The organism is Sutterella massiliensis (assembly GCF_016899755.1).
Taxonomy (GTDB): Bacteria; Pseudomonadota; Gammaproteobacteria; order Burkholderiales; family Burkholderiaceae_F; genus Sutterella; species Sutterella massiliensis.
In genome coordinates, this window is sequence record NZ_JACJJC010000348.1 from 1 (window position 1) to 343 (window position 343).

The 343-nt window shown below is 55.1% G+C and carries 1 protein-coding gene; it reads left to right on the plus strand.

What is annotated here, in order from left to right; all coding sequences use genetic code 11:
* Positions 1 to 43: 43 nt before the first annotated feature.
* Positions 44 to 343 (plus strand): LysR family transcriptional regulator (locus H6A60_RS12860; RefSeq protein WP_205105255.1); only part of this gene is annotated, 300 nt, incomplete at its 3' end.

A 343-nucleotide genomic window follows, 5' to 3' on the forward strand; every position in this document is an offset into this window, starting at 1 on the left:
TCTCTCTGCCGCCTCCCGCCTTATTTCGAAACTTGAGCAGTATGTGGACGAACCGCTTCTTAACCGCTGCAGGCGTCCTGTTGAACCTACATCGGCAGCAGAAAGGCTCAGGCCGGCAGTTGCCGCGTTGCTCAAAGCAAAGGCACTTGTAGATGACGAAATTGCGGCTCTGAAAGGTCCTAAACCCGCAAGGCGTTTCCGTTTGAGTGTTCCTTCGAACTTCTCTGACGGCGCCAAGTTTTCAGCCATCCACGCGTATGCAGAAGCCCACCCGGAGCTTGCGTTCGAGCTCTTCTCTTATCGCGACGAATTTGATGTTGCCGACGGCGTTGTCGATGCTGCC